The 19,734-nt window shown below is 69.3% G+C and carries 20 protein-coding genes and 1 other RNA gene; 11 read left to right on the forward strand and 10 right to left on the reverse strand.

Annotation, left to right across the window (positions count from 1 at the left end; genetic code table 11):
- Nucleotides 1-199 precede the first annotated feature (199 nt).
- On the forward strand, nucleotides 200-1,942 hold the full coding sequence (locus tag EJJ38_RS16385; protein ID WP_127091225.1) for a tetratricopeptide repeat protein: 1,743 nt from the start codon (nucleotides 200-202) through the stop codon (nucleotides 1,940-1,942).
- Between the two features lie 166 nt (nucleotides 1,943-2,108).
- Here EJJ38_RS16385 and EJJ38_RS16390 read toward each other — a convergent pair whose 3' ends face one another.
- Nucleotides 2,109-2,756: a PadR family transcriptional regulator gene (locus EJJ38_RS16390; protein ID WP_127091226.1), complete on the reverse strand. Its 648-nt coding sequence runs from the start codon at nucleotides 2,754-2,756 to the stop codon at nucleotides 2,109-2,111.
- A gap of 151 nt (nucleotides 2,757-2,907) precedes the next feature.
- On the opposite strand from EJJ38_RS16390, the gene EJJ38_RS16395 reads away from it, so the two are divergent.
- Nucleotides 2,908-3,891, forward strand: a complete 984-nt coding sequence (locus tag EJJ38_RS16395) for a tyrosine recombinase XerC (RefSeq protein ID WP_127091227.1) — start codon at nucleotides 2,908-2,910, stop codon at nucleotides 3,889-3,891.
- Nucleotides 3,892-3,954: 63 nt separating this feature from the next.
- Here EJJ38_RS16395 and EJJ38_RS16400 read toward each other — a convergent pair whose 3' ends face one another.
- A complete protein-coding gene (locus EJJ38_RS16400; protein WP_127091228.1) occupies nucleotides 3,955-4,515 on the reverse strand; it encodes a hypothetical protein in 561 nt (186 codons plus the stop codon).
- Between the two features lie 186 nt (nucleotides 4,516-4,701).
- Between EJJ38_RS16400 and EJJ38_RS20365 the strand changes: the two genes are divergently transcribed.
- Nucleotides 4,702-4,845, forward strand: a complete 144-nt coding sequence (locus tag EJJ38_RS20365; protein ID WP_164738548.1) for a hypothetical protein — start codon at nucleotides 4,702-4,704, stop codon at nucleotides 4,843-4,845.
- Nucleotides 4,846-4,893: 48 nt separating this feature from the next.
- On the opposite strand, the gene EJJ38_RS16405 is transcribed toward EJJ38_RS20365, so the two are convergent.
- The 6 genes from EJJ38_RS16405 to EJJ38_RS16430 all read right to left on the reverse strand — a co-directional run bounded on the left by EJJ38_RS16405 (nucleotide 4,894) and on the right by EJJ38_RS16430 (nucleotide 8,252).
- Entirely contained in the window at nucleotides 4,894-5,646 is a 753-nt protein-coding gene (locus tag EJJ38_RS16405; protein ID WP_127091229.1) for a YebC/PmpR family DNA-binding transcriptional regulator, read from the reverse strand.
- Nucleotides 5,647-5,859: 213 nt separating this feature from the next.
- Nucleotides 5,860-6,684 (reverse strand): TIGR00282 family metallophosphoesterase, encoded by an 825-nt coding sequence (locus tag EJJ38_RS16410; protein WP_127091230.1) that lies wholly within the window; start codon nucleotides 6,682-6,684, stop codon nucleotides 5,860-5,862.
- A 2-nt stretch (nucleotides 6,685-6,686) separates the two neighbouring features.
- Nucleotides 6,687-7,289: a 5-formyltetrahydrofolate cyclo-ligase gene (locus EJJ38_RS16415; RefSeq protein WP_127091231.1), complete on the reverse strand. Its 603-nt coding sequence runs from the start codon at nucleotides 7,287-7,289 to the stop codon at nucleotides 6,687-6,689.
- A 33-nt stretch (nucleotides 7,290-7,322) separates the two neighbouring features.
- Nucleotides 7,323-7,477: non-coding RNA, 6S RNA (gene ssrS, locus EJJ38_RS16420), on the reverse strand.
- An 85-nt stretch (nucleotides 7,478-7,562) separates the two neighbouring features.
- Nucleotides 7,563-7,946: a cell division protein ZapA gene (locus EJJ38_RS16425; protein WP_127091232.1), complete on the reverse strand. Its 384-nt coding sequence runs from the start codon at nucleotides 7,944-7,946 to the stop codon at nucleotides 7,563-7,565.
- A 3-nt stretch (nucleotides 7,947-7,949) separates the two neighbouring features.
- Entirely contained in the window at nucleotides 7,950-8,252 is a 303-nt protein-coding gene (locus EJJ38_RS16430) for a DUF4164 domain-containing protein (RefSeq protein ID WP_127091785.1), read from the reverse strand.
- Nucleotides 8,253-8,400: 148 nt separating this feature from the next.
- On the opposite strand from EJJ38_RS16430, the gene EJJ38_RS16435 reads away from it, so the two are divergent.
- The 8 genes from EJJ38_RS16435 (at nucleotide 8,401) to EJJ38_RS16470 (ending at nucleotide 17,382) form a co-directional block, all read left to right on the forward strand.
- Nucleotides 8,401-8,967 carry a YqhG/Tai3 family protein gene (locus EJJ38_RS16435; protein ID WP_127091233.1) on the forward strand — a complete coding sequence of 189 codons (567 nt, stop codon included), beginning with the start codon at nucleotides 8,401-8,403 and terminating at the stop codon, nucleotides 8,965-8,967.
- Between the two features lie 196 nt (nucleotides 8,968-9,163).
- On the forward strand, nucleotides 9,164-11,155 hold the full coding sequence (tkt, locus tag EJJ38_RS16440) for a transketolase (RefSeq protein WP_127091234.1): 1,992 nt from the start codon (nucleotides 9,164-9,166) through the stop codon (nucleotides 11,153-11,155).
- 83 nt (nucleotides 11,156-11,238) lie between these two features.
- A complete protein-coding gene (gene gap, locus EJJ38_RS16445) occupies nucleotides 11,239-12,246 on the forward strand; it encodes a type I glyceraldehyde-3-phosphate dehydrogenase (RefSeq protein WP_127091235.1) in 1,008 nt (335 codons plus the stop codon).
- Nucleotides 12,247-12,268: 22 nt separating this feature from the next.
- Nucleotides 12,269-13,459 carry a phosphoglycerate kinase gene (locus tag EJJ38_RS16450; RefSeq protein WP_127091236.1) on the forward strand — a complete coding sequence of 397 codons (1,191 nt, stop codon included), beginning with the start codon at nucleotides 12,269-12,271 and terminating at the stop codon, nucleotides 13,457-13,459.
- Nucleotides 13,460-13,527: 68 nt separating this feature from the next.
- The gene (locus tag EJJ38_RS16455) at nucleotides 13,528-14,556 is read left to right on the forward strand and encodes a class I fructose-bisphosphate aldolase (RefSeq protein WP_127091237.1); all 1,029 of its coding nucleotides are present in this window, start codon (nucleotides 13,528-13,530) and stop codon (nucleotides 14,554-14,556) included.
- A 182-nt stretch (nucleotides 14,557-14,738) separates the two neighbouring features.
- Nucleotides 14,739-15,326 carry a thiamine phosphate synthase gene (locus EJJ38_RS16460; RefSeq protein WP_127091238.1) on the forward strand — a complete coding sequence of 196 codons (588 nt, stop codon included), beginning with the start codon at nucleotides 14,739-14,741 and terminating at the stop codon, nucleotides 15,324-15,326.
- Nucleotides 15,323-16,423: an SEL1-like repeat protein gene (locus EJJ38_RS16465; protein ID WP_127091239.1), complete on the forward strand. Its 1,101-nt coding sequence runs from the start codon at nucleotides 15,323-15,325 to the stop codon at nucleotides 16,421-16,423. Before EJJ38_RS16460 ends, EJJ38_RS16465 begins: the two co-directional genes overlap by 4 nt.
- Before the next feature lie 170 nt (nucleotides 16,424-16,593).
- Nucleotides 16,594-17,382, forward strand: coding sequence for an inositol monophosphatase family protein (locus EJJ38_RS16470; RefSeq protein WP_205666196.1), 789 nt, complete (start codon nucleotides 16,594-16,596; stop codon nucleotides 17,380-17,382).
- A 27-nt stretch (nucleotides 17,383-17,409) separates the two neighbouring features.
- On the opposite strand, the gene EJJ38_RS16475 is transcribed toward EJJ38_RS16470, so the two are convergent.
- Together EJJ38_RS16475 and EJJ38_RS16480 are read right to left on the reverse strand one after the other, a co-directional pair.
- Complete coding sequence (locus EJJ38_RS16475) at nucleotides 17,410-18,684, reverse strand: glycerate kinase type-2 family protein (RefSeq protein ID WP_127091240.1); 1,275 nt, start codon at nucleotides 18,682-18,684, stop codon at nucleotides 17,410-17,412.
- 75 nt (nucleotides 18,685-18,759) lie between these two features.
- Nucleotides 18,760-19,689, reverse strand: coding sequence for a LysR family transcriptional regulator (locus tag EJJ38_RS16480; protein ID WP_127091241.1), 930 nt, complete (start codon nucleotides 19,687-19,689; stop codon nucleotides 18,760-18,762).
- Between the last annotated feature and the right edge of the window lie 45 nt (nucleotides 19,690-19,734).

Raw genomic sequence — 19,734 nt, forward strand, 5'->3', positions numbered from 1 at the left:
CCGCCATGTATGGCCTTTCTGCTGCCATTCGGCGCCGGTGCGCGGGCCGTCATGCGGGGGATCCTCCCGGCGCGGCGGCTTGTCCGGTCAAGGATCGCATTGCAACGTTCACAGCCGATGGCGAATCGGCGGCCCAGAGGGCGCGCGGGCGCTGCTTCCGGACCGGCCCCTTGTCGCTGAGCTTCAGGATTTCCGCACGGTGAAGATCTTTCTCTCTCGCTCGCCCCTGGCCCTCGCGGCTGCCTTCAGCGCCGCCGTCACCGTGGCGGTGCCGTCCTTCGCCCGCGCGGATTATCCACCGATCGTGGACCCCACCATCGCGGGAAGCTACCTGTCCGCCCGGATCGCCAGCACGGAGCGCGATTCCGACGCCGCCGTCGCCTATCTGCGCGCACTGCTGAAGATGGACCCGCGCAACGAGGAAGTGCTGGAACGCGCCTTCTTCGCCATGCTGGTGGACGGGGACGTGGAGGATTCCATCCCCCTCGCGGAACGGCTGGTGAAGCTGGACCGTTCGCACCGCATCGCGCGGCTGGTGCTTGCCGCCCGCGCCATCAAGAAGAACGAATATCAGCGCGCCCGCACCAATCTGTCGCTCTCGGTGCGCGGCCCCATCGGCGATCTCACTGCCACCCTGCTGGCGGCCTGGACCATGATGGGCTCGGGCAATGCCAAGGCGGGCGTGGAGATGGTGGACCGCCTGCAGGGTCCGGACTGGTACGCCGCCTTCAAGGATTTGAATGCGGGCCTGATCCTGGACGCGGCCGGCCTCAAGAAGGATGCGGGCAAGCGGCTGGAAGCGGCCGTGAAGTTCGACCCCTCCTCCGTGCGGGCGGTGGACGCCTTCGGGCGGTGGACCTCGCGCAATACCGGCATCCCGGCGGCGCTGGAGATCTACCAGAATTTCGAGAAGCTGCTGCCCCGCCATCCGCTCATCCAGGCTGACATCGCGGAGCTGAAGGCGGGCAAGACCCTGCCGCTGCTCATCAAGACCCCGCAGGAAGGCTCGGCCGAGGTGCTGTACGGCCTCGGCGCGGCCCTGGCGCGCCAGGGGGGCGAGGATCTCGCCCTCGTCTATCTCCAGCTCGCCTTGTGGCTCTATCCGGAGCATCCCCTGGCGAGCCTGACCCTGGCGGACCTCTACGAGCAGCTCAAGCAGCCGCAGCAGGCCATCCAGGTCTATGAGAAGGTGCCGGGGGACTCGCCCCTGAAGCGCAATGCCGAAGTGCAGATGGCGGTCAATCTGGACGCCATCGACAAGGCTGAAGAGGCCCGCAAGCACCTGCAGGCGCTGATCAAGCAGGACCCGAAGGACCTGGAGGCGCTGGTGGCCCTGGGGGGCATCGAGCGCAGCCGGAAGCAGTTCGCGGAATGCGTGAAGACCTATGACCAGGCCATCGCCCTCATTCCCACGCCCCAGCGCAACACCTGGACGCTGTTCTATTTCCGCGGCATCTGCAACGAGCGCAGCAAGAACTGGACGCAGGCGGAAGCGGACCTGAAGAAGGCGCTGGAGCTGTTCCCCGACCAGCCGCATGTCCTCAACTATCTCGGCTATAGCTGGGTGGACCAGGGCGTGAACCTGGAGCAGGGCCTGGACATGATCCGCAAGGCGGTCGCGCTGCGCCCCGATGACGGCTACATCGTGGACAGCCTGGGCTGGGCCTATTACCGCCTCGGCCGCTACGAGGAGGCCGCCGGCGAGCTGGAGCGCGCCGTGGAGCTGAAGCCCCAGGACCCGGTCATCAACGACCATCTGGGCGATGCCTACTGGAAGGTGGGCCGCAAGCTGGAAGCCACCTTCCAATGGGCCCATGCCCGCGACCTGAAGCCCGAGCCCGAGGATCTGGCCAAGATCACCAAGAAGCTGGAGAGCGGCCTGGATGCCGCCGAGGCGGAGCCGCCGGTGAAGCAGGCCTCCGACCAGCAGAAGGGCGGCTGATCCCCGCAGCGCCCGGTCCAGTGGGCAGGCGCCGTCAGACGCACCAATGAGAAAAGGCCCGCGAGCATGGCTCGCGGGCCTTTTTCATGTCGGGGCGGCTTCGCCGCGCCGGGGGATCGCCGACCCAGCCCATGCCCCTGCCCGGCGGCGCCGGGCGGGACAGGGCTCACTGACCCTGGTTGTCGCCCCGGATCTCGCGCGCCGCGCGGGCGAGGATTTCCACCACGCGAAAGTCTCCGCCCCGGTCCGTCTCAAGACGGGCCTTCACGGCATCGCGCAGGTCTTCCATGGCGGCGGCCACGAGGCGGGGCAGGTCATTGGCGGGGCGGGCTTCCTGGCCCTCCTCGCCCGCGCCCATCCAGCGCCGGAACTTGCTCATCTTCAGGCCGATCTCCGAGAGGCGGCCAATGAGCGTGTCGGCCAGCGCCCGGTTCTCCTCCAGGTGCGCCTCGCCTTCCGGAGTGATGGCGTAGCGCTTCTTGGCGCCATCCGCCTCGGCGGTCACATAGCCCGCCTCTTCCAGATAGGTCAGGGTGGGATAGACGACGCCGGGGCTCGGCGAATACCAGCCGCCGGTCTTCTCCTCGATCAGCTTGATGATCTCGTAGCCGTGGCGCGGCTGCTCGGCGATGAGCGAGAGCGCCAGGAGCTTGAGGTCGCCCTGGGCGAGCATGCGGCCGAGGCGGAACATGTCGCCGCCGCCACCGCCGCGCCCACGGCCACCACGCCCGAAACCGCCACCATGACCGCCGCCCTCGCCGAACCGGCCCGCGCCGAAGCGCTCGGGGGACCATTGGGGTCTGCATCCAAACATGGGAATGTCCTTATTGTTCGATATATCTTTCGATAGCATGACGTGAGATATATCGTAAGATACACTCCGTTCGCAAGGGGCCTGCCGAAAAATCGCCGTTAGGCCCCGCTTCATGTTTGCGCGCCATTGATGGAAGACACGGGAGGCGCCCATGGCCATGACGGACGAGGACAAGGCGTGGCGCGCATCGGGCGCCCTCCTCTCGGCCTGTGCCGTCGATGTGGGCGCGGCGGCGGAGGGCTGGCTGAACCGCCTTGCCCATGAGCGGCGCCTTTCGCCCAAGACGCGGGAAGCCTATGCCCGCGACCTCGCCCAGGTTCTCCTCATCCTCACGGACCATCTGGGCGGGCGGCCGGATATTGCCGCGCTCGCCACCCTCACCCCCGCCGACATGCGCGCGGTGCTCGCCGCGCGGCGCGGCACGGGGGCGGCCCCGCGCAGCCTCGTGCGCCTGCTGGCCGCCGCCCGCTCCTTCGCCCGCCATCTGGAGCGGGAGGGGCTGGGCAAGGTGGCGCCGCTCTCTGCCGTGCGCGCGCCCAAGGTGCCCAAGGGCCTGCCGAAGCCGGTGAGCATGGACGCCGCGCGTGCGTTATCGGACCCCGACAGCCGGGCCGGGGAAGCCCGTGCGCCGTGGATTCTGGCGCGGGATGCCGCCGTCATCGCCTTGCTCTACGGGGCGGGCCTTCGCATTTCCGAGGCGCTGGGCCTCACGGCCGGGCAGGTGCCGCGCGACGGCGCGGAGGGGCGCCTCACGGTGACGGGCAAGGGCGCCAAGACGCGCATGGTGCCGCTCATCGCCCCCGTCTCCCAGGCCATCGTGGATTATGTGCGCCTCTCCCCCTATGGGCTTCAGGCGGACGGCCCCCTGTTCCGGGGGGCGAAGGGCGGCCCGCTCTCGCCGCGCATCGTGCAATTGGCGGTGGAGCGCATGCGCGGCGCCCTCGGCCTGCCGGACAGCGCCACGCCCCACGCGCTGCGCCATTCCTTCGCCACCCATTTGCTGGCGCGCGGCGGCGACCTGCGGGCGATCCAGGAATTGCTGGGCCACGCCTCCCTCTCCACCACGCAGATCTATACGGCGCTGGACGATACCGCCCTCATGCGCGCCTATCGCGCGGCGCATCCGCGCGCCTAGAGCGTTTCCGAGCGAAGTGTGAGGCGGTTCGCGTGAAGGAAACGCGGAAAAACACTCTGAAATTTATCCGCGCGAGAAGATGCGCCGCCGCAGGGCGGCGACCCGGGCGAGGAAGCCCGCGCCATTGGCCATGCGCGCCCGCACCCCGGCGATATAAGCCTTTAAGGGCGCCACTTCCCGGTCGGCCCAGGCCTTGGCCTTCAGGCAGACATCCACCAGCCATGCGAACCAGTTGATGGCCCGCAATTGCGGCTCGCAGGCGCCGTAGACGAAGGCCATGAGGCCGACGCCCACCAGCTTCTCGAACAGCAGGCTCGCCGCGCCCAGCGTCCAGTGATGGTGCGAGAAGCCCCAGAGCGCCACGAGGTTCAGCGGCTCCACCAGCAGGATGGGAACGAGGAACAACAGAAGCGCGCCATAAGGCGGCAGGCGCCGGGCCCAACAGGCAATGGCCGCCTTCAGGCGGGCGAAGGGAATGAGGGCGGCGCACCAGTCCACCAGCGGCCCCAGCCGCCGCCACAGCCACGCCTCCAGCAGGAACAGCGCCGCCAGCACCACCAGAAGCGGCCGCGCCCAGCGCGGCGCGCGGCGGAGCGGTTCGGGAGAGGGGGCCGGAGGATGCATGGCGGTAAATTAGCCGGCTTGCGTGACGCGGGCGAGGCGGAGCGACCCGGCACCGCCCGCACGGATCAACAGGGCGTGAGGATCGCCCCTTCCATTACCTTCGCACTGCCGCAACGTCATCAAAGGGCTTGGCGGGCGCGCCTCAAGGCGTAGGCTTTCGGGGTGGCTCACACCGGAGTTTCGACCATGAAGCGTCTGACTTTCGCCGTCTGCCTGCTGTCCGCCCTCGCCAGCGCCCCGGCCTTGGCCGATTGCGCGGGCATGGCGTCCACCTCGACCGGGACCACCACCACCACGGCCTCCACCGCCACCGGACATACCGGCGGCTGAAGACCCGAAGGAAGCGCGCGCCCGACGCAAACGGGCGCGCGTTTCGCTTTAGTCTTCCGCGCTCATTTTGGCGATCATGGCCTCGGACAGCTCGAAATTGGCCGTCACGGTCTGCACGTCGTCATTGTCCTCGAGGTTTTCCACGAGGCGCAGCAGCTTCTCGGCGGTCTCGTCGTCCACCGCCACCGTGTTCTGCGGGCGCCAGACGAGGCGGGCCTTGGAGGGCTCGCCGAATTTCACTTCCAGCGCCTTCTGCACCTCGGCCAGCGCATCGGCCGCGCAGATGATCTCATGGCCGTCCGGCGAGGAGGACACGTCGTCCGCCCCCGCATCGATGGCCGCGTCCATCATGGCATCGGCGCTGGCCTTGGCGGCCGGATATTCGATGAGGCCCACGCGGTCGAACATGAAGGACACCGCGCCGGTCTCCGCCAGGTTGCCGCCGGACTTGGTGAAGTAGGAGCGCACCTCGCCCGCCGTGCGGTTGCGGTTGTCGGTGAGCGCTTCCACGATCACGGCGCAGCCGCCGGGGCCGTAGCCCTCGTAGCGGATCTCCTCGTAATTCTCCGAATCGCCGCCCGCCGCCTTCTTGATGGCGCGCTCGATATTGTCCTTGGGCATGTTCTCCGCGCGGGCCGCGAGAATGGCGGCGCGCAGGCGCGGGTTCATGTTGGGGTCCGGCATGCCCATCTTGGCCGCGACGGTGATTTCGCGCGCCAGCTTGGAGAACAGCTTGGACCGCATCGCGTCCTGCCGCCCCTTGCGGTGCATGATGTTCTTGAACTGTGAATGTCCGGCCATGAACGCCTCCGGCTTCAGAGCGCGATCCGTTCGAGGGAGCGCTCTCTTAGATTTGGGAGACTGATTTACCGGCCCTGTCGAAGACCAGGATCGGATCAGGCTCCGGGGGTGCCGGCCCCGCGCGCCGCGCATGCGGCGCCGCCCGGGCCGGGGTGAAGGTATTTTCGATGGCGCCTTATAGGTCGGCACGGCGCCACAGAGCAAGAAAGGGCCTCACCCTTCCCAGAAAGCGGGCCGCGCCTCGCTGAGCGACCCGCCGAGGCGCACCGGCGCCACCTTCAGCGCCCGCCCCGTGCGATCGCAGCTTTCCACCGCGAGGCCCGACAGCGAAGCCGGGCCGGACGCGGGCTCGAAGCGGGAGGAGCCGATCTTGCGCGTGAAGCGGCGCAGGGGTTCCTCCTTGTCCATGCCGATCACCCCGTCATAGCAGCCGCACATGCCCACATCCGTCATGAAGGCGGTGCCGCCCGACAGGATGCGGTGGTCGGCGGTGGGCACATGGGTATGGGTGCCCAGCACCAGCGTGGCGCGCCCGTCGCAATAATGGCCGAAGGCCTGCTTCTCGCTGGTGGTCTCCGCGTGGAAGTCCACGACGACCGCATCCGCATGGTGGCCCAGTTCCGCCCCCTCCAGGCAGCGGTCCACCGCCGCGAAGGGATCGTCCAGGGGGTCCATGAAGGTGCGGCCCATGATGTTGGCCACCACCACGCGGGCATCGTTCTTGGCGGTCACCATGGTGACGCCCTTGCCCGGCGTGCCCGCCGGGAAATTGGCGGGGCGCACCAGCCGGTCCACCCGCTCGATGAAGACCAATGCCTCGCGCTGGTCGAAGGCATGGTTGCCCAACGTCACCGCATCGGCGCCCGCCGCGATGAATTCCTCATAGATGGCCTCGGTAATGCCGAAGCCGCCCGCGGCATTCTCGCCGTTCACCACCACGAGATCGAGCCGCCAGCCGGAAACGAGACCGGGCAGCAGGGCGGTGACCGCTTCGCGGCCGGGCCGCCCCACAACGTCGCCAAGAAAAAGAATGCGCATGTTTAGCCGCCACACAGAAAGGCTGCGGTCTCTGTTATCATCCCATCCACCGGTTCGTCATGGGGCTCGGCCGGAACCTCCGCCACCTCCTGGCAGGAAAAACCATAGCCGAAGGCCCGCACGCTCCGCTCCGCCCGCAACAGAGCCAAGGTCCGGTCGTAGAAACCCGCGCCATAGCCGATGCGATAACCGCGCCGGTCAAAGGCCGCGAGCGGAACCATGAGATCGTCCGGCACCAGATCCGGCGCATGGGCGCCCGGGGTCGGAATGCGATACGGCCCCTGCGGTTCCAGCAGGTCGCCCGGCCGCCAGGCCCGAAAGACCAGCGGCGCATCCCGCGTCACCACCACGGGCAGCGCCACCGCAACGCCGGCATCCCAGAGAAGCGCGGCCAGCGGCGCGGTGTCGATCTCGTCCCGGAACGGCGCGAACAGGGCCACCACGCGCCCGCTTCCCGGCGACAGCAGCGCGGGCGCATGGGCGGCGGCGGTGGCGGCGGCAAGCGCCCGGCCCGCCTCGCCCATGGCCGCGCGGCGCGCCAGGGCCTCCCGGCGAAGGGCGGCTTTTTGCTCCGGGAGCGAGGGGGGAGAAGACACCGGCAGCATGGCCTGCCTGAAAAGGGGACTGAAAAAGCAAGGGGCGGAGCCGCAGAAGCCGTCGGACGTCGATCCCGGGAAACCTACACAGTAGGTGGGCGCCGTATGTCCGAGCCCACGGGCAAGGACAGGTACAGCTCCCTTAAGGATCGATAAGGCCCCGGGGAAAAGTGTCCTAACGCACCCCGCAGCACCGCTTGATCTCAATGTAGGCGCAGCCGGGCATTTCCGCCAGTGGGCTCGTCTGCCTGTCCCCCGTCCTCGACCGGGGACAGGCCCGCCTCAGCCCATCCCCACCACGCGGGCGGAGGGCGGGGCGATCTCGCGGGCGAGGCGCTCCAGCGTCTCGGCGGCCTCGTCGATGGTGCGGGCCACCGCTTCCTCGCTGGCCTCGATGCGGGCAAGGGCGTTGGCGCGCGCGTCGCGCTGGCCGTCCAGGTCGCTCTCCAGGGCGCGGATGCGGGTGCGGGCCTCGAACAATTCGTCGGCAATGGTGACCGCCGCCATGACAGTCAGCCGCTGGTCGCCGATCTCGCCGAAGGCGGTGCGCAACTGGCTGATGCGCGCATCCACGTCGCGGGCGAGGCGGATCAGATGCTCTTCCTGCCCCTCGTCGCACGCCATGCGATACTGGCGGCCCGCGATGGTGACGCTCACCTGAGCCATGGATCAGCCCCCGTGGGTCGCAAGCACGTCGCGGATGGTGCCCATGGCCACATCCAGGCGGCGCGTGACCTCCTGGCTCACATCGCCAAGGTCGCGGACGCGCGCGCAGGCGTCGTCCAGTTCCTGGGCGAGCCGGGCCCGGTCATTCCCCATGGCATGGAGCTGGGCGAGCAATGCCTCGTGCTGGCGATCCATCTCGCGCCTGCGCTCCACCGCCGAGGTGAGGGCATCGAGCGCCGCGCCGAGGCGCTGGGTGGCCAGCTCAATGGGGCTGAGGTCCGGTGGGCGTTGCTTCACGGCATACATGCGCAAGAGTTTAACTGAGTCGAGGCAGAAACCATCAACAAGTTCCCACTTGTTAACGCAATTAAGTCATGGCTGACACTGCGGGAACCTTGCGGGACCGCGCAAGCCCGGCCGTACCGGGCCAATTCAAAGAGGGGAACAGGAAGCCATGAGACTGGGATTTGGTCCGCCGGGAAAACGCGCGTCATATCTGATCGCCCCGCTGGTTCTTGTATCCGCCCTTGCCTTGCCCCTGGCCCTTCCCGTGGCCGGCCCGGCCTTCGCCCAGGCGGCGAAACCCGCACAGCCCGCCACGCAGGCCGCCAAGCCCGCCGCTGACCCCGAAACGCTCATCCGTTCGCTCTACCGGCATTATCTGGAGACGACGCCCGACAGTTACGTGGCCTTCGACTATACAAACCCGTCCATTGCCAAAGAGTATTTCGATCCGGCCCTGGTTAAGCTCCTGGTGGCCGACGGGAAGCGCGACCAGTCGCGGCTGGATTTCGACCCGTTCGTGGACGCGCAGGAATTCGAGATCAAGTCCGTGGACTATGAGACCAAGCCCTCCGGCGGCAAGGAGGCCATGGTCAGCGCGCGCTTCACCAATTTCGACCAGAACACCCTGGTCATCTACAAGCTGGTGCGCACGCCCGCCGGCTGGCGCATAGCGGACGTGCTCTGGGCGGGGGGCGGCAACAGTCTCAAGAAGCTGCTCGCGGCGACGGGCTCTTGATTCCATTGACTCTGCCCGCCCTGCGCGACGATGGGGCGCGCCGGGTGGACGCACGGGGCACTTGACGTTCGGACAGTGCTGGGTTTGACAGCCGAAGCGGCGCTGCTATCACTGCCGCCGCCGAGGCTGTCCCCTCAGCCCCAGCCTTATCCTGGTCCGGAACGAGGCGCCCTGCGGCGCCGGAGACACGCCCCGAATGATGAGCCGCACCCTTCACGACCGCATGGCGAACGCTATCCGGTTCCTCGCCATGGATGCCGTCGAGGCGGCCAATTCCGGTCATCCGGGCCTGCCCATGGGCGCTGCGGACATCGCCACCGTCCTGTTTTCCAAGGTGATGCGCTTCGACCCCGCCGCGCCCCATTGGGCGGACCGGGACCGTTTCGTGCTCTCCGCCGGCCACGGCTCCATGCTGCTCTATGCCCTGCTGCATCTGGTGGGCTACGAGAACGTCACCATCGACGAGCTGAAGCGCTTCCGCCAGATGGGCTCGCTCACCCCGGGCCACCCCGAGAATTTCGTCACCACCGGCATCGAGACCACCACCGGCCCGCTCGGCCAGGGTGTCGCCACCGCCGTGGGCATGGCCATGGGCGAACGCCTGATGACGGCCCGCTTCGGCGCCGAGGCGGTGAACCACTTCACCTATGTGCTGGCCTCCGACGGCGACCTCATGGAAGGCATCAGCCAGGAAGCCATCGATCTGGCCGGGCACCTGAAGCTCGCCAAGCTCATCGTCATGTGGGACGACAACAAGATCTCCATCGACGGCTCCACGGACCTGTCCGGCTCCACCGACCAGCTCGCGCGCTTCGCCGCCTCCGGCTGGGACGTGACGCGCATCGACGGCCATGACCCGGAGGCGATCCTCGCCGCCCTGGAAGCCGCGCAGAAGACCGGAACGCCCAGCCTGATCGCCTGCCGCACCGTCATCGGCAAGGGTTCGCCCGCCAAGGCCGGCAGCGAGAAGGTGCACGGCTCTCCGCTCGGCGCTGCCGAGATCGAGGCCACCCGCAAGGCGCTGGGCTGGGATGCCGGCCCGTTCGAGATTCCCGCCGACGTCGCCGCCGCCTGGGGCGAGGCGCGCGCCAAGGGCGCCGCCGCCCGCGCGGCCTGGGAGGCCCGGCTGGCCGCCCGTCCCGCCACCGAGCGCGCCGAGTTCGAGCGCCGCATCTCCGGCGAGATCCCCGAGACCGCCCTCGCCGAGGCCATCGCGGCCGTGAAGGCGAAGGCCGTGGCCGATGGCGGCGCCGTCGCCACCCGCAAGTCCTCCGAGATCACGCTGGACGCCATCACCCTGGCGGTGCCCGAGATGCTCGGCGGCTCGGCCGACCTCACCGGCTCCAACAACACCCGCGCCAAGGGCCAGAAGTCCGTCACCCCCGACGATTTCTCCGGCGACTTCGTCCATTGGGGCGTGCGCGAGCACGGCATGGCCGCGGCCATGAACGGCCTCGCCTTGCATGGCGGCGTCATCCCCTATTCGGGCACCTTCCTGGTGTTCTCCGACTATTCCCGCCCCGCCATCCGCCTCGCGGCGCTCATGGGCGAGCGGGTGGTGCATGTGCTCACCCACGATTCCATCGGCCTCGGCGAAGACGGCCCCACCCACCAGCCGGTGGAGCATCTGGCGGCACTGCGCGCCATTCCCGGCCTGCTGGTGCTGCGCCCCTGCGACACGGTGGAGACCGCCGAAGCCTGGGAGATCGCGCTGAAGGCCAAGGACCGGCCGAGCGCGCTGATCCTCTCGCGCCAGAACCTGCCGCTGCTGCGCGGCGCGGACACGGCCAACCGCAGCGCGGAAGGCGCCTATGAGATCGCCCCCGCCAGCGGCGCGGCGCAGGTCTCCCTGTTCGCCACCGGCTCGGAAGTCTCGCTGGCCATGGACGCCCGCAAGCTCCTGGAAGAGAAGGGCGTGCCCACCCGCGTGGTGTCCGTGCCCTCCTTCGAGCTGTTCCTCGCCCGCCCCGCCGCCGAGCGCGCCGCCGTGATCGGCACCGCGCCCGCGAAGGTCGGCATCGAGGCGGCCATCCGCATGGGCTGGGACGCCATCATCGGCTCCGACGCGGCCTTTATCGGCATGAGTTCTTTCGGCGCCAGCGCGCCGGCCAAGGAACTCTTCAAGCATTTCGGCATTACGCCTCAGGCGGTCGCGGACGCGGCCCTCTCCCAGCTCAAGCAGGCGTGAGACTTCAAGCGGGCCGCCCGGACACCGGACGCGGCCCGCAACAATGAACGGCCAGCCTTGAGGGCCGGCAGATGGAGGATGACATGACGGTGAAGGTGGCCATTAACGGGTTCGGTCGTATCGGGCGCAACGTGCTGCGCGCCATCATCGAATCGGGCCGCACCGACATCCAGGTGGTGGCGATCAACGATCTCGCCCCCGTGGACACCAACGCCCACCTGCTGCGCTTCGACAGCGTGCACGGCCGCTTCCCCGCCGAGGTGACGGTGGACGGGGACTTCCTCGTCATCGGCCAGAACAAGATCAAGGTGACCGCGGTCCGCGATCCCGCGCAGCTTCCCCATAAGGAACTGGGCGTGGACATCGCCCTGGAATGCACCGGCATCTTCACCTCCAAGGAGAAGGCTTCGGCGCACCTCACCGCCGGCGCGAAGCGCGTTCTGGTCTCCGCCCCCGCCGACGGCGCGGACATCACCGTCGTCTACGGCGTGAACCACGACAAGCTCACCGCCGACCACTTCGTGGTCTCCAACGCCTCCTGCACCACCAACTGCCTCGCCCCCGTGGCGAAGGTGCTGAACGACGCGGTGGGCATCGAGCACGGCTTCATGACCACCGTGCACGCCTACACCAACGACCAGCCCTCGCTGGACCAGGTGCACAAGGACCTCTACCGCGCCCGCGCGGCGGCCCTGTCCATGATCCCCACCTCCACCGGTGCCGCCAAGGCGGTGGGCCTCGTCCTGCCGGAGCTGAACGGCAAGCTGGACGGCGTCTCCATCCGCGTGCCGACCCCGAACGTGTCGGTCATCGACCTGAAGTTCGTGGCCAAGCGCGAGACCACGGTTGCCGAGATCAACGCGGCCATCAAGGCGGCGGCCGACGGCCCGCTGAAGGGCGTGCTGGGCTATACGCTCGCCCCCAACGTCTCCATCGACTTCAACCACGACCCCCACTCCTCCACGTTCCACATGGACCAGACCAAGGTCATGAACGGCACCCTGGTGCGCGTCATGTCCTGGTACGACAATGAGTGGGGCTTCTCGAACCGCATGGCCGACACCGCCGTGGCGCTCGGGAAGCTGGGCTGAGCGCGGGCGGGGAGCCGACATCATGGCTGCTTTCCGCACCCTCGATGATGCGGACGTCGCTGGAAAGCGCGTCCTCATCCGCGTGGACCTCAACGTTCCCATGGATAACGGTCGCGTCACCGACGACACCCGCATCCGGGCGATCGAACCCACCGTGCGCGACGTGACCGAACGGGGTGGGCGGGCGATCCTGCTTGCCCATTTCGGCCGCCCCAAGGGCCGCGAGGCCGACCAGTCGCTGGCGCCCATCGCGCGGCACCTGGGCGCATGCCTGGGCCTACCGGTCCGCTTCGCCGACGACTGCATCGGGGAAGCCGCCGAGGCGGCGGTGAACGAGTTGCGCGACGGCGAGGCGCTGTTGCTGGAGAACACCCGGTTTCATGCGGGTGAAGAGAAGAACACGCCGGAATTCGTGAGCGCTCTGGCGAAGCTCGGCGACATCTACGTCAATGACAGCTTCTCCACCGCCCACCGCGCCCACGCCTCCACCGAGGGGCTGGCCCACCAGCTTCCGGCCTTTGCGGGCCGCTCCATGGAGAGCGAGCTGGACGCGCTGGGCAAGGCCCTGGAAGCCCCCGAACGCCCGGTCCTGGCCGTGGTCGGCGGCGCCAAGGTCTCCACCAAGCTGGAATTGCTGGGGAATCTCACCGCCAAGGTGGACCTGCTGGTGATCGGCGGCGGCATGGCCAACACCTTCCTCGCGGCACTTGGCCACGATGTGGGTAAGTCCTTGTGCGAGCACGACCTTGCGCCCACCGCGCTCAAGATCATCGAGACCGCGAAGGTGGCGGGCTGCGAGATCGTCCTGCCGGTGGACGTGGTGGTGGCCAAGGACTTCAAGGCCAACGCCCCCCACCGTGTGGTGCCGGTGACCGAGGTGGCGAGCGACGAGATGATCCTCGACGCCGGCCCCGCAACAATCGCGCTGGTTCAGGAAAAGCTGAACAAGGTCAAGACGGTGGTCTGGAACGGCCCGTTCGGCGCCTTCGAACTGACGCCGTTCGATGCCGCCACCGTGGCGGTCGCCCGCTCCGTCGCCCAGGCGACCGAGGCCGGGCACCTGCTCTCCGTGGCGGGCGGCGGCGACACGGTGGCCGCGCTCAACCATGCGGACGCGGCCGGTGGCTTCTCCTACGTCTCCACGGCCGGCGGCGCGTTCCTCGAATGGCTGGAGGGCAAGGCCCTTCCCGGCGTCGAGGCACTGCGGCGCTGAAGCCATAATGTTACGACAATTCTCGAAGATCACGTCGCATCGGCGGCACTCCAGGGATGGTGAAAACAATGAACACTGCAGAGCTTGACGCGATCGCTCAGAAGATGGTGGCGGACGGCAAGGGCATCCTCGCCGCCGACGAGAGCACCGGGACCATCCAGAAGCGCTTCGACGCCATCGGCGTCGAGAACACCGAGGACAATCGCCGCGACTATCGCGAGCTGATGTTCCGCACCGTTCCCGCCATGCGGGACTATGTCTCCGGCGTGATCCTGTTCGACGAGACCATCCGCCAGAAGGCCAAGGACGGCACGCGGCTGGTGGACCTCATCACCGCCGCCGGCGCCCTTCCCGGCATCAAGGTGGATGCGGGCGCCAAGCCGCTCGCCGGCTGCCCGGGCGAGACCATCACCGAAGGCCTCGACGGCCTCGGCGGCCGCCTGAAAGAATATTACGACCTCGGCGCCCGCTTCGCGAAGTGGCGCGCGGTGATCGATATCGGCGCGGGCATTCCCAGCTACACCGCCCTGCGCACCAACGCCCATGCGCTCGCCCGCTATGCGGCCCTGTGCCAGGAAAACAAGATCGTTCCCATCGTGGAGCCGGAAGTCCTCATGGACGGCGACCACGGCATCGAGCGCTGCCTTGAGGTCACCGAATGGACCCTCAAGACGGTGTTCGAGGAACTCTATTACCAGCGCGTGCGCCTTGAGGGCATGGTGCTGAAGCCCAACATGATCGTGCCCGGCAAGAAGTCGCGCACCCAGGCCTCCGTCCAGGACGTGGCCGAGAAGACCGTGCGGGTGCTGAAGAACTGCGTCCCCTCCGCGGTGCCCGGCATCGCCTTCCTCTCCGGCGGCCAGTCGGACGAGGACGCCACCGCCCATCTCGACGCCATGGTGAAGCTGGGCGGACTGCCCTGGAAGCTCACCTATTCCTACGGCCGCGCCCTCCAGGCCGCCCCGCAGAAGGCGTGGGCCGGCAAGGCCGAGAATGTGGGCGCCGCCCAGGCCGCCTTCAATCACCGCGCGCGCATGAATTCGCTGGCCGCCCTCGGCCAGTGGTCGGCCGAGCAGGAGAAGAAGGCCGCGGCCTGACGGCCCGCCCGATCCCGCATGAACCAACCCGCCGCGCCCCGTGCGCGGCGGGTTTTTCTTTGCCCCCCAGGGCAATGCCGGGGCCAAGGCCCGGCCCGCCGCGTGCTACAAGCGCACGGCGATTCCGCCAACCGGGTCCTCCGCCCCGTTTTCGCCAGCTTCCTGTCCGACCGATCGATCCCATGCCCGACGACAGCACCGCCATCCGCCTCATGCTCATCCTGCCCGCCGGCTTCGCTCCGGAGGCGGCCTCGGCCCTTGCCCGCGCGGGCGACGTGGCCGCGGTGATCGCCCGCTGCGGCGAGGCGCCCGAAGAGCGCGCGCGGCTCACCCGCCTCGCCGGCCTGCTCCAGCAGGAGGGCTGCGCGGTGGTGGCGGAGGGGCGGGCAGACCTTGCCAAGCCCCTCGGGCTGGACGGCGCGCATCTGGACGGCATTGGCGGCCTCAAGGCCGGCCTCCCCGCCTTGCGGCCCGGCCTGATCGCCGGGGTCGGCGGCCTCACCACCCGCCATGACGCCATGGAGGCGGGCGAGGCGGGCGCCGATTATGTGCTGTTCGGCGGCACCGGCGCGCCGTTCGAGGAGACGCTCGACGGCGTCTCCTGGTGGGCCGAGCTGTTCGAGGTGCCCTGCGTGGGCGTGGCGGGCACTCTCATGGAAGTGGTCGCCCTCGCGGGGAGCGGCGCCGACTTCATCGCGCTGACGGGCGATCTGCTGACCCCCGAAGGCGTGGCGGAGGCCCAGGCCCGCGCGGCGGGGGCCGGCGCGTGACCTTTCGCCCGGTACCGCCCCTTCTCCTGAGCGCCCTCCTGAGCCTGGCTCCGGCAGTCGCTGCCTTGGGCGCGCAGGCCGCGCCCGCGTCCGCTCCGGCCGCGGCCCAGGCACCGCACCCCCCCCAGCTTCCGCCCAACCTGCCCCCATCAGCCGGCAATCTGCGCTTCAACCAGCCGACCCTGCCCAACCTGATGACTCCCACGGACAAGCCTGTCCCCGTCGCTCCCGAGGGCGCGGACATCGCCTACGGCGCCTATCAGAGCGGCTTCTACATCACCGCCGCCCAGGAGGCGCTGAAGCGGGTGAAGGCGGGCAATGACCCCGCCGCCTTCATTCTGCTGGGCGAGCTCTATTCGCGCGGCTTCGGCGTGCCCTACGATCCGCCCCGCGCAACGGAATATTACCGGCGCGCTGCCGATGAGGGCGATGCCGGCGCCATGTTCGCGCTGGGCATGGCCGCGCTCACGGGCCAGGGCGTCGCCCAGAATGACGCCGCCGCCGCCCGCTGGTTCGAGCAGGCCGCCAAGGCCGGCCATGGGACCGCCGCCTATAATCTCGGCCTGCTCTACATGCAGGGCCGCTCCGTGCCGCCGGAAATCACCACCGCCGCGCGCTGGTTCCGCCAGGCGTCGGATGCGGGGGTTCCGGATGCCGAATACGCGCTTTCCGTGTTGCTGCGGGAAGGCAATGGCGTGGTGCCCGACAAGTCCACCGCCATGCGCCTGCTGACCCAGGCTGCCCTCCAGGACCATGTGACCGCCCAGGTGGAACTGGCCATCGCCACCTTCAACGGCGACGGTGTCCTGAAGAACGAGACGGCCGCGGCGGCGCTGTTCCGCAAGGCGGCCCTCTCCGGCAACGCCATCGCGCAGAACCGCTATGCCCGCCTGCTCTCCGCCGGACGGGGCGTGCCGCAGGACCGCACCATGGCGGCCGCCTGGTATCTGCTGGCGCGAATGCGGGGCCTTCCCGACGCCTATCTTGACGAAGTTGTCGCCTCTCTTCCCCCCGCGGAGCGGGAGAAGGCCGAGGCGCTCGCGCGCAAATGGGCGCTCACCACGTCCGACATCAAGGCCCCGCCGCCGGCCCGCTGACGGCCGGATCCCCCCGGGCATGCAGGATGGCAGGCCAGCCATGCCTTGACGGCGCGGCCGGGGACGGGCACACGAAGCCGCTTTCTACCATCGACCCCGATCCCGGATCGGTGCCGCATGGGTTTCGCTCAGGTGCCGCGCGCGGCCCCGCGCACTGGCAGGACAACGACATGATCCGCACTCCCCTCATGACCGTGATGGTCCAGGCCGTTCGCAAGGCGGGCCGCGCCCTCGTTCGCGATTTCGGCGAGGTCGAGAACCTTCAGGTGTCCGCCAAGGGACCGGCCAACTTCGTCTCGGCGGCAGACCGCAAGGCGGAAGAGATCCTGTTCACCGAACTCTCCAAGGCGCGGCCGGGCTTCAGCTTCCTCATGGAAGAGCGCGGCCGGGTGGAGGGCACGGACGTGTCCAACGAGTGGGTCATCGACCCCCTGGACGGCACCACCAACTTCCTTCACGGCATCCCGCTGTTCGCGATCTCGGTGGGGCTGGTGCGCAACGGCCTTCCCTATGCGGGCGTGATCTTCAATCCGGTCGCGGATGAGCTGTACATCGCCGAAAAGGGCCAGGGCGCCTATCTCAATGACCGTCGCCTGCGCGTCGCCGCCCGGCGCAAGCTGGCCGATTGCGTGGTGAGCTGCGGCCTGCCCCATCTCGGCCGGGGCAACCATGCCCGGTTCAACCGGGAGCTTGCGGCCGTGCAGACGCAGGTGGCCGGCCTGCGCCGCACCGGCGCCGCCGCCCTCGACCTCGCCTGGGTGGCGTCCGGCCGCTTCGACGCCTTCTGGGAGCGCGACCTGCAGTCCTGGGACATGGCCGCGGGCCTTGCCCTGGTGCGCGAGGCGGGCGGCTATGTCTCGGATCTCGACGGCGGCGACAAGGTCCTGGAGAAGGGCGACGTGATCGCCGGCAACGAGGACATGCACCGCGACCTGCTGGCGCTCCTCAAGAGCGCCTGACGGCCGGGGCGCCTGCCCCGTCCCGCCCTACCGTACGAGGATCGCGCGGAAATCGTTCACGTTGGTGAGCGTCGGGCCGGTCTTCACCAGCCGGTCGAGGCGGGCGAAGAAGCTGTAGCCGTCATTGTCCGCCAGCATGTCCAGGGGCTTCACGCCCGCAGCGGCGGCCTCCTCGAGGATCGCGGCGTCGAACCAGGCGCCCGCATTGTCCTCGGTCCCGTCCACCCCATCGGTGTCGCAGGCGATGGCCGAGAGGCCCTTTTCACCCTTCAGGGCAAGGGCGAGCGCCAGCAGGAATTCCACATTGCGCCCGCCGCGCCCGGTGCCGCGCACCGTCACCGTGGTCTCGCCCCCCGACAGCAGCACGCCCGGCGCCGCCAGCGGCACCCCATGGGTGGCGGCGGAACGGGCGATGCCCGCGAACACGGTGGCGGCTTCGCGCGCCTCGCCCTCGATGGCGTCGCCCAGGATGAGCGGCGTGAGACCCAGTTCCCGCGCCTTGGCGGCGGCGGCTTCCAGGGCCATGAGGGGCGTCGCGATCATGTGCACCTCCTGCCCCGGCAGCGCATCGCCCGACACCGTGTTGGCGCGGATGATGGCTTCCTGGGCGGGCGTGACGGGAATGGCATAGCGCTTCATGAGCGCCAGCACGCCCTCGGGGTCCGACGCCTCGGGGACGGTGGGGCCGGAGCCGATGGCACCGGGATCGTCCCCCGGCACGTCGGAGATGAGATAGGTCACGCAGCGCGCGGGCGCGATGGCGGCGGCAAGGCGACCACCCTTGATGGCGGACAGCGACTTGCGCACCTTGTTCATGATGCCGATGGGCGCGCCGGACTTCAGCAGCGCCTTGTTGAGCGCCTGCTTGTCCTCCAGCGACATGCCCTCCGCCGGAAGGGTCAGCAGCGCCGAGGCCCCGCCCGACATGAGGCAGATGACAAGATCGTCCGGCCCGGCGGAGCGGGCGAGATCCAGGATGCGCCGGGCCGCGTCGAAGCCTGCCGCATCCGGCACGGGATGGGCCGCTTCCACGATCTCGATATGCTGCGTCTCGCAGCCATGGCCGTAGCGGGTCACGATCAGCCCCTCGCAGGGGCGCCCCCATTCCGCCTCGAACGCCCGCGCCATGCGGGCGGAGGCCTTGCCCGCGCCGATCACGATGGTGCGCCCCTTGGGCGGCGCCGGCAGGCGGCCCGCGAACTTGCCTTCCGGCAAGGCGGCGGCGAGCGCGGCCTCGAACAAGGCGCGCAGGATGTCCTGGTCGGACAGGGTTTGGGCGGTCGAAATCTCAACGGGCGGCATGGCGGCTCCCTGGGCTCCTCGATGGGGCGCGGCGTCGTGCGGTGCCGCGGCGGCCGGTCCCTGAGGGCGCGGTTCTTATGATTTCTGAGTAGCCGCCCTGCCCGCGCCGATCAATGGCCGATGGTCTGCGAAGGCCCGGCGCAGCCCCTCCGCCAACGCCTGCGCCGCCGGGGAGAGCGGGCGCCCGGCCCGCGTGATGAGGCCGAAGGCCCGCGTCACCACCGGCCGCTCCAGAAGTCGGGTGGCAAGGCCCGCGCGCGGGAACATGGCGAAGGTCAGTTCCGGCAAGGCGGTGACGCCGAGCCCCGCCGCCACCAGCGCCACTGCGGAGGGGATCTGCTCCACCTCGAAGCGCGGCACCACCGCCGCGTCCGCCGCCGCAAGGCCCCCGTCCACCTGCTTGCGCACGGAGGTGGTGCGCGCCAGCGCCACGAAGGGATAGGCACCGAGTGCGCTCCAGGGGAGCGGCCCCCGCCCCGCCAGAGGATGGCCCTTGCGCATGAGCAGATGCACCCGGTCCGTGCCCAGCGGCTCATAGGCGAGCAGGTCGCTGGCCGGGCGCATGGTGACGGCAATGTCCGCGATGCCATCCTCCACCAGCGCCACGGCCCGCTCATGCAGCACGTCGCACACATTCAGTTCGGCGTCCGGAAAGGCGTGCCGCAAGGCATCGGCGGCGCCGGGCAGCAGCGCCGCCGCGATGGAGGGCAGGAGGGCGATGGTCACGCGCGGGCGCCGGGCACCGCGCTCGGCAATGTCCTGGAGACCGGTGCGCACGTCCCGCGCCACCTCCTCCGCCAGCCCCGCCAGAGCACGCCCCTCCTGGGTCAAAGCGAGGCGGCGGGTGGAGCGCTCGAACAGGCGTACGCCCAGCTCGCCTTCCATGCGCCGGATGGTCTCCGACAGAGCGGGCTGGGAGATGCCCAGTTGCCCCGCCGCCTGCGTGAAACTCAGGGCGCGGGCGGCGCAGGCGAAGACTTCCAGCTGGCGGACGGTGATATTCATCGCTCTACCCTATGAGTCCATATAGTAGCATTATTTGACACGATG

The sequence above is a fragment of the Aquabacter cavernae genome, from assembly GCF_003993795.1.
GTDB lineage: Bacteria > Pseudomonadota > Alphaproteobacteria > Rhizobiales > Xanthobacteraceae > Aquabacter > Aquabacter cavernae.

Coding starts and splice junctions, on each gene's coding strand:
- EJJ38_RS16390 (WP_127091226.1), bottom strand. CDS start 2,756: ATGTTTGGATGCAGACCCCAATGGTCCCCCGAGCGCTTCGGCGCGGGC.
- EJJ38_RS16395 (WP_127091227.1), top strand. CDS start 2,908: ATGGCCATGACGGACGAGGACAAGGCGTGGCGCGCATCGGGCGCCCTC.
- EJJ38_RS16400 (WP_127091228.1), bottom strand. CDS start 4,515: ATGCATCCTCCGGCCCCCTCTCCCGAACCGCTCCGCCGCGCGCCGCGC.
- EJJ38_RS20365 (WP_164738548.1), top strand. CDS start 4,702: ATGAAGCGTCTGACTTTCGCCGTCTGCCTGCTGTCCGCCCTCGCCAGC.
- EJJ38_RS16405 (WP_127091229.1), bottom strand. CDS start 5,646: ATGGCCGGACATTCACAGTTCAAGAACATCATGCACCGCAAGGGGCGG.
- EJJ38_RS16410 (WP_127091230.1), bottom strand. CDS start 6,684: ATGCGCATTCTTTTTCTTGGCGACGTTGTGGGGCGGCCCGGCCGCGAA.
- EJJ38_RS16415 (WP_127091231.1), bottom strand. CDS start 7,289: ATGCTGCCGGTGTCTTCTCCCCCCTCGCTCCCGGAGCAAAAAGCCGCC.
- EJJ38_RS16425 (WP_127091232.1), bottom strand. CDS start 7,946: ATGGCTCAGGTGAGCGTCACCATCGCGGGCCGCCAGTATCGCATGGCG.
- EJJ38_RS16430 (WP_127091785.1), bottom strand. CDS start 8,252: ATGTATGCCGTGAAGCAACGCCCACCGGACCTCAGCCCCATTGAGCTG.
- EJJ38_RS16435 (WP_127091233.1), top strand. CDS start 8,401: ATGAGACTGGGATTTGGTCCGCCGGGAAAACGCGCGTCATATCTGATC.
- tkt (WP_127091234.1), top strand. CDS start 9,164: ATGATGAGCCGCACCCTTCACGACCGCATGGCGAACGCTATCCGGTTC.
- gap (WP_127091235.1), top strand. CDS start 11,239: ATGACGGTGAAGGTGGCCATTAACGGGTTCGGTCGTATCGGGCGCAAC.
- EJJ38_RS16450 (WP_127091236.1), top strand. CDS start 12,269: ATGGCTGCTTTCCGCACCCTCGATGATGCGGACGTCGCTGGAAAGCGC.
- EJJ38_RS16455 (WP_127091237.1), top strand. CDS start 13,528: ATGAACACTGCAGAGCTTGACGCGATCGCTCAGAAGATGGTGGCGGAC.
- EJJ38_RS16460 (WP_127091238.1), top strand. CDS start 14,739: ATGCCCGACGACAGCACCGCCATCCGCCTCATGCTCATCCTGCCCGCC.
- EJJ38_RS16470 (WP_205666196.1), top strand. CDS start 16,594: ATGATCCGCACTCCCCTCATGACCGTGATGGTCCAGGCCGTTCGCAAG.
- EJJ38_RS16475 (WP_127091240.1), bottom strand. CDS start 18,684: ATGCCGCCCGTTGAGATTTCGACCGCCCAAACCCTGTCCGACCAGGAC.
- EJJ38_RS16480 (WP_127091241.1), bottom strand. CDS start 19,689: ATGAATATCACCGTCCGCCAGCTGGAAGTCTTCGCCTGCGCCGCCCGC.